1 protein-coding gene is annotated in these 540 nt (G+C 62.8%); it reads left to right on the top strand.

Features of this window, described 5'->3' with window-relative positions:
• A partial coding sequence (locus CKO23_RS25130) for a DUF5131 family protein (protein ID WP_200336325.1) occupies positions 1-540 on the top strand: 540 nt, incomplete at both ends.

The following is a 540-nucleotide window of genomic DNA, read 5'->3' as shown; positions in this document are numbered from 1 at the left end:
GCTGCATCATCAAGGCGACAGATATCAACCCGGGCGCACTGAAAGCTTGGCCTCTCCCGAACGTCTGGCTTGGCGTCACTGCCGAGGACCAGGCGCGCGCCGATGAGCGAATTCCTGACTTGCTGGCGACGCCAGCAGCCAAGCGGTTCATTTCAGCCGAGCCGTTGCTCAGCCCGCTCGACGTCAGGTGGGCGCTCGGAAGCCCTATAGAGATCGCCGCCGGCTTCCTTGCGCGCGGGCATTTTGCGCCGGGACTGGAGACACTTCGCCCGCTCGATCAGATCATCACCGGCGGCGAGAGCGGCCCCAACGCGCGGCCATCGCATCCCGATTGGTTCCGGTCCCTGCGCGACCAATGCGCCATGTCCGAGACCGCCTATTTTTTCAAGCAATGGGGCGAATGGGCGCCGGGTGAAGCGATCGACGATGACATGCAATCGAAGACTGGAACCGGAGCATGGTTCTTCGGCGGTCAATGGCGCCAACGCCCTGTGACCGTCCGCGAAAGCGAAACCATGACATTTGATGACGAGCCTGACG

Origin of the sequence: Thiocystis violacea (assembly GCF_016583565.1) — a bacterium.
GTDB lineage: Bacteria > Pseudomonadota > Gammaproteobacteria > Chromatiales > Chromatiaceae > Thiorhodococcus > Thiorhodococcus violaceus_A.
This window is presented reverse-complemented; position numbering and strand designations above follow the sequence as displayed.